1 protein-coding gene and 1 pseudogene are annotated in these 877 nt (G+C 47.2%); both read left to right on the top strand.

What is annotated here, in order from left to right; translation table 11 throughout:
- A partial coding sequence (locus tag A3761_RS06630) for a SecD/SecF family protein translocase subunit (protein ID WP_156491687.1) occupies positions 1-484 on the top strand: 484 nt, incomplete at its 5' end.
- Between the two features lie 10 nt (positions 485-494).
- A pseudogene (locus A3761_RS06635) lies at positions 495-877 on the top strand (protein translocase subunit SecF); the annotation flags it as partial.

Raw genomic sequence — 877 nt, forward strand, 5'->3', positions numbered from 1 at the left:
GTCCGTTCAAATCGGTTTCGCTTTGGTCTTATTGTTTATGCTTGTTTACTACCGGGCATTTGGTGTTGTCGCGAATATTGCTCTAGCAATAAACGTCATTCTATTGTGTGCATTAATGTCGATGATCTCTGCCACACTTACCCTGCCAGGCATCGCTGGTATTGTACTGACTGTCGGTATGGCGGTTGATGCAAACGTGTTGATCTTTGCTCGTATCCGCGAGGAGCTGGCAAACGGTCTTTCTCCTCAGCAAGCTATTCATGCCGGCTATAGTCGAGCATTTGTAGCGATTTTCGATGCAAATATAACCACGTTGATTGCTGCGGTTATCTTGTTTGCGGTAGGAACTGGCCCGGTTAAAGGTTTTGCGGTGACATTGTCACTCGGTATTATGACTTCGCTCTTCACTTCTGTCGTACTGACGCGAGCGATTGTTAACTTGGCCTATGGCGGCCGTCAGCTGAAGAAAATTTCGATAGGGTAAGGTGCTCAGGATGAACAATACAATAGATTTTATGGGCAAACGTAAGATTGCCGCGGCATTCTCGATCATCTTATTGCTTGCCTCAATTACTTCGCTTGGTGTGAAAGGTCTGGCTTTGGGTTTGGATTTTACAGGGGGGACGCTGGTAGAGGTTGAATACCAAGAAGCGCCGAACCTTGAAGAAGTGCGTGAGCAGTTGCTTGCAGCGGGTTATGAGAAATTAGTTGTACAAAACTTTGGTGCAGCAACATCTGTGTTGGTTCGCTTGTCTGAGTCGTTTAACGATAAGGTTGGTGCGCAAGTCGCGAGCACCTTGTCTGCGAATGGTGTGCAGCTAGAGCTGACCAGAGCTGAATTTGTTGGCGCACAGGTTGGTGAAGAGTTAAGAGAGCA

The organism is Oleiphilus sp. HI0123, assembly GCF_001635315.1.